General features: G+C 39.8%; 3 protein-coding genes, 1 tRNA gene and 2 rRNA genes. 2 read left to right on the forward strand and 4 right to left on the reverse strand.

Annotated elements, in window-relative coordinates; translation table 11 throughout:
* Window positions 1-212 precede the first annotated feature (212 nt).
* The 4 genes from G3997_RS08575 to G3997_RS08590 all read right to left on the reverse strand — a co-directional run bounded on the left by G3997_RS08575 (window position 213) and on the right by G3997_RS08590 (window position 7,060).
* Window positions 213-287, reverse strand: a tRNA-Thr gene (locus G3997_RS08575).
* A gap of 134 nt (window positions 288-421) precedes the next feature.
* A 23S ribosomal RNA gene (locus G3997_RS08580) occupies window positions 422-3,320 on the reverse strand.
* A gap of 292 nt (window positions 3,321-3,612) precedes the next feature.
* Window positions 3,613-5,115: ribosomal RNA gene (locus G3997_RS08585) — 16S ribosomal RNA — on the reverse strand.
* The 16S and 23S rRNA genes sit together here with 1 tRNA gene alongside, the layout of an rRNA operon.
* A gap of 574 nt (window positions 5,116-5,689) precedes the next feature.
* Window positions 5,690-7,060 carry a hypothetical protein gene (locus G3997_RS08590; protein ID WP_296645367.1) on the reverse strand — a complete coding sequence of 457 codons (1,371 nt, stop codon included), beginning with the start codon at window positions 7,058-7,060 and terminating at the stop codon, window positions 5,690-5,692.
* A 233-nt stretch (window positions 7,061-7,293) separates the two neighbouring features.
* On the opposite strand from G3997_RS08590, the gene G3997_RS08595 reads away from it, so the two are divergent.
* Both G3997_RS08595 and G3997_RS08600 read left to right on the forward strand, forming a co-directional pair.
* Window positions 7,294-8,082, forward strand: coding sequence for a threonine/serine ThrE exporter family protein (locus G3997_RS08595; protein ID WP_296645368.1), 789 nt, complete (start codon window positions 7,294-7,296; stop codon window positions 8,080-8,082).
* Complete coding sequence (locus G3997_RS08600; protein ID WP_296645369.1) at window positions 8,082-8,552, forward strand: threonine/serine exporter family protein; 471 nt, start codon at window positions 8,082-8,084, stop codon at window positions 8,550-8,552. The genes G3997_RS08595 and G3997_RS08600 overlap by 1 nt, the downstream gene beginning before the upstream one ends.
* Window positions 8,553-8,621: the final 69 nt, after the last annotated feature.

Here is an 8,621-nt window from a genome sequence, read left to right on the forward strand (position 1 = left end):
TCTGATTTCATATCTTTTATTTCTAATTTCATGTCTTTTATCTCTGATTGCATATCTAATAATATTTCTAATATTTTGCTCTCCATTATTTCAATTCCTTATTTTTATAGTATCTATTATATCATTTTTAGCCATAAAATCTCTATATTTAACTTAATTATTTATATTAACTTTATCATATAAAAAAAGACTATATAAAATATAGTCTTAATTGGAGCTGGTGATAGGAATCGAACCTACAACCTGCTGATTACAAGTCAGCTGCTCTACCGTTGAGCCACACCAGCATATTTNTTTTNAGAGTTAATACTCTGAAAACTGCATATCATTTACATATTAATCATTTCAAATATGTGGTCAAGTCCNTTTTTAGCAACCGAAATCTTTGATTTGGTTGGCGATATAAACCTTTAGGTTTATTTTGGTCAAGTCCTCGACCTATTAGTATCGATAAGCTAAATACATTACTGCACTTACACCTTCGACCTATCAACCAGGTAGTCTTCCTGGGGTCTTACCCTTACGGTGGGAAATCTTATCTTGAAGTTGGCTTCGCGCTTAGATGCTTTCAGCGCTTATCCATTCCGTACATAGCTACCCAGCCATGCCCTTGGCAGAACAACTGGTACACCAGAGGTACGTCCATCCCGGTCCTCTCGTACTAAGGACAGGTCTTCTCAAATTTCCTACGCCTGCGACGGATAGGGACCGAACTGTCTCACGACGTTCTGAACCCAGCTCGCGTACCACTTTAATGGGCGAACAGCCCAACCCTTGGGACCTACTACAGCCCCAGGATGTGATGAGCCGACATCGAGGTGCCAAACCTCCCCGTCGATGTGGACTCTTGGGGGAGATAAGCCTGTTATCCCCAGGGTAGCTTTTATCCGTTGAGCGATGGCCCTTCCATGCGGTACCACCGGATCACTAAGTCCGACTTTCGTCCTTGCTCGACCTGTATGTCTTGCAATCAAGCTTCCTTTTGCCTTTACACTCTTCGCACGATTTCCGACCGTGCTGAGGAAACCTTTGAGCGCCTCCGTTACTTTTTAGGAGGCGACCGCCCCAGTCAAACTGCCCACCTGACGGTGTTCCAAGACCTGATTCAAGGCCTATGGTTAGGATCCCAGTACTACAAGGGTGGTATCCCAAGGATGACTCCACACAGACTGGCGTCCATGCTTCATAGTCTCCCACCTATCCTGTACATGTAGTACCAAGACCCAACGTCAAGCTACAGTAAAGCTCCATGGGGTCTTTCCGTCCTGTCGCAGGTACCCGGCATCTTCACCGGGATTACAATTTCACCGAGTCTATTGTTGAGACAGTGCCCAAATCGTTACGCCTTTCGTGCGGGTCGGAACTTACCCGACAAGGAATTTCGCTACCTTAGGACCGTTATAGTTACGGCCGCCGTTTACTGGGGCTTAAGTTCACTGCTTCGATTGCTCTAACAGATCCCCTTAACCTTCCAGCACCGGGCAGGCGTCAGCTCCTATACATCGTCTTGCGACTTAGCAGAAACCTGTGTTTTTGGTAAACAGTCGCTTGGGCCTATTCTCTGCGGCCTGTCATAGACAGGCACCCCTTCTCCCTAAGTTACGGGGTCATTTTGCCGAGTTCCTTAACAATAGTTCTCTCGCTGGCCTTAGGATACTCTCCTCACCCACCTGTGTCGGTTTACGGTACGGGCGCCTTTAAACTCGATAGAAGCTTTTCTTGACAGTGTGAAATCAGCTACTTCGCCCCGAAGGGCTTACCCATCGTATCCTAGCATTATCTAGACGGATTTGCCTATCTAGACTGCCTCAATACTTAGCCACACAATAACCAACAGTGTGGTTAGCTTATCCTACTGTGTCACTCCATCTCTCAAACGCTTATTGGCGGTACAGGAATATCAACCTGTTGTCCATCACCTACGCCTTTCGGCCTCGGCTTAGGTCCCGACTAACCCAGGGCGGACGAACCTTCCCCTGGAAACCTTGGGTTTACGGCCCGTGGGATTCTCACCCACGTCTCGCTACTCATGCCAACATTCTCACTCGTATACTGTCCACATGTCCTTACGGTCATGCTTCAACCTGCATACGAAGCTCCCCTACCCATCATAAATGATGCCGTAGCTTCGGTAGTACGTTTTAGCCCCGGAAATTTTCGGCGCAGGATCACTCGACCAGTGAGCTATTACGCACTCTTTAAATGAGTGGCTGCTTCTAAGCCAACATCCTGGTTGTCTGTGCAATCCCACATCCTTTACCACTTAACGTACATTTAGGGACCTTAGCTGACGATCTGGGCTGTTGCCCTTTTGACTATGAATCTTATCACCCACAGTCTGACTCCCAAGTATAAGAATACGGCATTCGGAGTTTGATAGTCTTCGGTAAGTGCAATACCCCCTAGGACATTCAGTGCTCTACCTCCGCTTCTCTCAACCTTGAGGCTAGCCCTAAAGCTATTTCGGGGAGAACCAGCTATCTCCGGGCTCGATTGGAATTTCACCGCTATCCACAAGTCATCCCCGAGCTTTTCAACGCTCGTGGGTTCGGTCCTCCACGAAATTTTACTTTCGCTTCAACCTGCTCATGGATAGGTCGCCCGGTTTCGGGTCTACGACATGCAACTTAATCGCCCATTTAAGACTCGCTTTCGCTACGGCTCCACACCTTAAGTGCTTAACCTTGCTGCATATCGTAACTCGTTGGCCCGTTCTACAAAAAGTACGCGGTCACACAAGTAATGTGCTCCCACAGCTTGTAAGTGCAGGGTTTCAGGTTCTCTTTCACTCCCCTCCCGGGGTTCTTTTCACCTTTCCCTCACGGTACTATACGCTATCGGTCACTAGGTAGTATTTAGGCTTGGAGGATGGTCCCTCCTGCTTCCCACAGGGTTTCACGTGTCCCGTGGTACTCTGGATCATACTAGTATTTTTCTCATTTTGACTACGTGGCTATTACACTTTATAGCGGAGCTTTCCAACTCTCTTCGTCTATGATATCTTTCCATGTCGTATGTCCGCAACCCCAACGAAGTAAACTTCATTGGTTTGGCCTGTTCCGCGTTCGCTCGCCGCTACTTACGGAATCGAATTTCTTTCTCTTCCTCCGGGTACTTAGATGTTTCAGTTCCCCGGGTTCCCCTCGCTAAGCTATGTATTCACTTAACGATACTTAGACATTACTCTAAGTGAGTTTCCTCATTCGGAAATCTTCGGATCAAAGTTTACGTGCAACTCCCCGAAGCTTATCGCAGCTTATCACGTCCTTCATCGGCTCCTAGTGCCAAGGCATCCGCCCTGCACCCTTAATAACTTGACCAGTTATTAAAAGAATTGTAATTTTTAAGACTTTTCTTGTCATATATGTTTAAAACTCGCTTTCGCTCGTTTCGCCAATGATATATCTTCGCTCTCGCTTCAGATACATCCATTGCTTAAAATGATGTCATATCACTAAATGTTATGCAGTTTTCAAAGTGCTAACGCACTTCGCTACCTTCCACTCACTTTCGTTCGTGTCGAGGTGCTCAAAGTACTTATTTTGGGCTACGCCCTATTTTGAAAGTTTAATAATAAACTCTCAAAATTAAACAGTAGGCAATTCTCCTTAGAAAGGAGGTGATCCAGCCGCATCTTCCGATACGGCTACCTTGTTACGACTTCACCCCAGTTATTGATTTCACCTTCGACGGACGCTTCCAAAAGGTTAGCAATCCGGCTTCGGGCGCCCCCAACTTCCGTGGTGTGACGGGCGGTGTGTACAAGACCCGGGAACGCATTCACCGCAGCATTCTGATCTGCGATTACTAGTAACTCCAGCTTCATGTAGGCGAGTTTCAGCCTACAATCCGAACTGAGAATGGCTTTAAGGGATTAGCTCCGCCTCACGACTTGGCTGCCCTCTGTACCACCCATTGTAGCACGTGTGTAGCCCTAAGCATAAGGGGCATGATGATTTGACGTCATCCCCACCTTCCTCCAGGTTATCCCTGGCAGTCCCTCTAGAGTGCCCAACTTAATGCTGGCAACTAAAGGCAAGGGTTGCGCTCGTTGCGGGACTTAACCCAACATCTCACGACACGAGCTGACGACAACCATGCACCACCTGTCACTTCTGTCCCCGAAGGGAAATCTCCGATTAGGGAGAGGTCAAAAGGATGTCAAGCTTAGGTAAGGTTCTTCGCGTTGCTTCGAATTAAACCACATGCTCCGCTACTTGTGCGGGTCCCCGTCAATTCCTTTGAGTTTCACTCTTGCGAGCGTACTTCCCAGGCGGAGTACTTAATGCGTTAGCTGCGCCACCGAAGGGGGTAACCTCCGACAGCTAGTACTCATCGTTTACGGCGTGGACTACCAGGGTATCTAATCCTGTTTGCTCCCCACGCTTTCGTGCCTCAGTGTCAGTTACAGTCCAGAGAGCCGCCTTCGCAACTGGTGTTCCTCCTAATATCTACGCATTTCACCGCTACACTAGGAATTCCACTCTCCTCTCCTGCACTCAAGTTTCCCAGTTTCAAAGGCTTACTACGGTTGAGCCGTAGCCTTTCACCTCTGACTTAAGAAACCACCTACGCACCCTTTACGCCCAGTAATTCCGGATAACGCTAGCCCCCTACGTATTACCGCGGCTGCTGGCACGTAGTTAGCCGGGGCTTCCTCCTCAAGTACCGTCATTATCTTCCTTGAGGACAGAGCTTTACGACCCGAAGGCCTTCATCGCTCACGCGGCGTTGCTGCATCAGGCTTTCGCCCATTGTGCAATATTCCCCACTGCTGCCTCCCGTAGGAGTTTGGACCGTGTCTCAGTTCCAATGTGGCCGATCACCCTCTCAGGTCGGCTACTGATCGTCGCCTTGGTGAGCCGTTACCTCACCAACTAGCTAATCAGACGCGGGTCCATCCTGTACCGCAAAAGCTTTGATACTTCTACCATGCGATAAAAGCATATTATCTCGTATTAGCATACCTTTCGGTATGTTATCCGTGTGTACAGGGCAGGTTACCCACGCGTTACTCACCCGTCCGCCGCTCTTCTCCGAAGAGAATCGCTCGACTTGCATGTGTTAGGCACGCCGCCAGCGTTCATCCTGAGCCAGGATCAAACTCTCAAAATAAATTCTTCGAATTTATATCGCCAACGATATTCCTTCGCTCTCGCTTCAGTCATATCCGTTGCTCAAATAAATTTGATTACCTGCTCAGACTAATCATTATCTGAATATCTGGCTTGGTTTGTTAGTTGTAATTCTATAAATTAACCTACTGTTTAATTTTCAAAGTTCATTTTTGTTTTGCCCTTTTCTTAAGGACAAGTATAACTATACCATCTTAAAATTATTTGGTCAATACTTTTTTTATACTTTTTTATATTTTTTGTAATTATTTTTATATTTCATTTAATTTACAATTTTCATTAAAAAATATTATTCTCTATACTTCTATTTTATATACATCAAAATCTAATAAAATCCTTATATACTATATAGCTATTATTTCTTCATAATTAGTATAATACACATATAAAAATANNTTTTATATACATCAAAATCTAATAAAATCCTTATATACTATATAGCTATTATTTCTTCATAATTAGTATAATACACATATAAAAATACAATATAACTTTTTAACCTAAAAGAAGTATCATAAATTGTATAAACAATTTATGATACTTCTTTTATAAATTTAAATAATAAATATTGCAACTATGGTTGTTACTACAAGTCCAACCATTACAGGTATAAAATTTCTCTTAGCCAAATCTACTGGTTTTATACCACATATAGCTGCTGCTGGTGCTAGTGCCCAAGGAACTATACAACCTCCACCTACCCATGTAGCTGCAATTTGTCCTAATGCAGATAAAGCTCCTACATTTGCATCTATAGCWSTTCCAAATACTGCCGCTGTAGAACCAGCTAAAGACATWCCTGAAAATGATGAACCATCTAATCCTGTTATAGCACCAACTACTGTTTCTATACCTGCTGCTGCAACTTTATTAAATGGGACAACTTGTGATAAAGCTAAACCTATATCCCCTAAAAGTCCATTTGAACCTTCTGCTAAAACATCTCCGTATACCGTTACTAAAGACATATCTCCCATATAGAAAAATGCTGCTATAGGTATGATAACTGCAAATATTCTTATAGCAAATGTAAATCCTTCTACTATTTGTTCTGTAACTTTATCAAAAGCTGTTTTAGGACTATTCATAATATTTATTATAATTAGTAAAATTATAGCTGTTGCTCCAAGTAATCCAGTAGCATCTCCACCTCTAAGGTCAAATTTATACATAGCTATTATATCTAATATAAATGCTATTATAACTAACCATATAGATATTTTTGCATTTAGAGAAACCTCTTTAACTTTTATTTCTTTAGTTTGTGATACTTTAATATTTAAATTTCCACTTTTTAAGTCTTTTCTTAGCATATAAAAAGCTGTTCCTATTGTTACAACTGACATTACTATATAAAGAATTATACCTTCACTCATAACTTCACTTACAGCTATACCAGCTGCTCCTGAAGTTATAGATGGCGCACCTTGTATTATAAAATCAGTAGATAAAGCTATACCATGACCAAATAAATTTATAGCCATTGCAAGTCCTATAGCAGGAAGACCAGCTTTTATAGCTATCGGTAAAAATATTGCGCCTACAAGTGCTGTTGCTGGTGATGGCCAGAAAAACCATGACATTAATAACATAAATATTCCTGATATAAAAAATGCACTAGTAGGATTTTTTACTACTTTAGAAATTGGACCTATCATAAAATCGATTGCTTTATTTTCTTCTAATGCCTTTGATAGCGCAACCATAATACCTATGATTATAATTACTGGACCTAATTCATTTAATGCTACACTTAGTGCTGAGAATATTGACCCTAATGCTTCTATTAGACTCTTATTGTAATAAAGTCCTAAAGCAAAAATACCTAATACACAAGGAATTACACTTTCTTTTTTCATAATCATAGTTATTAATACTGCTACCATGAATAAAATATAGATGTAATGAGCTCCTGTTAGTGCCAATTTTATTCCCCCCTATTTTTATGATATTAATCATTATATGCACTTAAATTAAACTTGTTCCTAACAGTAAATTTATATAAATAACCTAATTTTTTAATTTTTACTTTATCTTGTAACTATTTTTTAATAAAAGCTATAATTTTTAGGTAAAATAAATTATAATTTATCTTATTTTAAATAATTCTATGGGAATATTTGATATAATCTTTATATATTTTTATTGGAGGTTTTTTATGAATAATGAATATAATCAAGATTATAAAAAAGACATCCTTAGGTTAGCATTATTTATAGGTGAACTCATGTTATCTAACGGTGCCGAAACTTATCGTGTAGAAGACAGTATAATTAGAATTTGTAAATCAAGAGGTTTTCATCATATAAATGTATTTACATCTCCTACTGTAATAATAATATCCGACGATAGATTTGATGGATTAAGTTTTATGAAAACTATTAAATCTAGATCTATAGATTTAAATAAAATTTCATTACTAAATAACTTTTCTAGAGAGTTTGTTTCTAATACAGATTTAACAGTAAACGATGCTATGATTAAATTAAAAGATATAATTCAATCTAATAGCTACTCTACAAAAGTAATATATTTTTGGACTGGTATTGCATCTGCATTTTTTGCAGGTCTTTTAGGAGGTAATGATATACATACATTTATATGTACATTTGTAACTTCAATATTTGCAGTAATAATTTATAATAAAATTATGAAATTAAGTTCTATACCAGCTTTTTCAAGTTTATTAGCATCTACATTTATAGCTATAATTGGAGTTTTACTTACTAATATAGGATTTCTTGATACTCCCAAAATGCTAATAGTTGGATCTATTATGTTTTTACTTCCTGGAGTATCATTTATAAAAGCTATAAGAGATTTAATTTCTGGAGATTTAATTTCTGGTGTTGCTCGTGCCTTTGATGCAGGTATGACTGCTATAGCAATTGCTTGTGGAGTTGGTTTAATACTAGATTTATGGTTTAGAATGGGAGGTGTATTCTAATGACTAATATGCCTGTTTATATGCATTTTTTATATTCAACCCTTGCTACTATTGGGTTCTCTATATATTTTAATGTACCTAAGTCTGCTCTTATACCATCTGGTTTAACAGGTGGAATTGGATGGAGTCTTTATTATATTTTAATAAATTCTACTAATAACGATATATTATCTAACTTTTTAGCAGCTATCGTTGTTGCTTGGATAAGTGAAATTTTAGCTAGAAAATTAAAACATCCTGCAATATTATTTGTTATACCAGGTATAATACCTTTAGTCCCAGGACTTGGAATGTACAATACTATGCTTTACTTAGTTCAGTCTAATTATGAACTTGCAATATCTAAGGGTGCTAATGTATTATTTGTAGGTGGTGCTATTTCACTTGGTGTTTTAGTTGTAACGTCACTATCTAGAACTTTTAATTTAGTTTCATTAGCTAAGATTCATAGTAATAAGATAAGTAAATAATTAATTGAATATATATTTTAAATATATAAAAATGGAGTGTATAAATATGTATATCTATATATTTATACA

This window comes from Romboutsia sp. 13368, assembly GCF_018336475.1.
In the GTDB taxonomy this organism is placed as follows: domain Bacteria; phylum Bacillota; class Clostridia; order Peptostreptococcales; family Peptostreptococcaceae; genus Romboutsia.

What these genes read in the sequence shown, in the direction of transcription:
- G3997_RS08595 (WP_296645368.1), top strand. Translation starts at nt 7,294, where the DNA reads ATGAATAATGAATATAATCAAGATTATAAAAAAGACATCCTTAGGTTA.
- G3997_RS08600 (WP_296645369.1), top strand. Translation starts at nt 8,082, where the DNA reads ATGACTAATATGCCTGTTTATATGCATTTTTTATATTCAACCCTTGCT.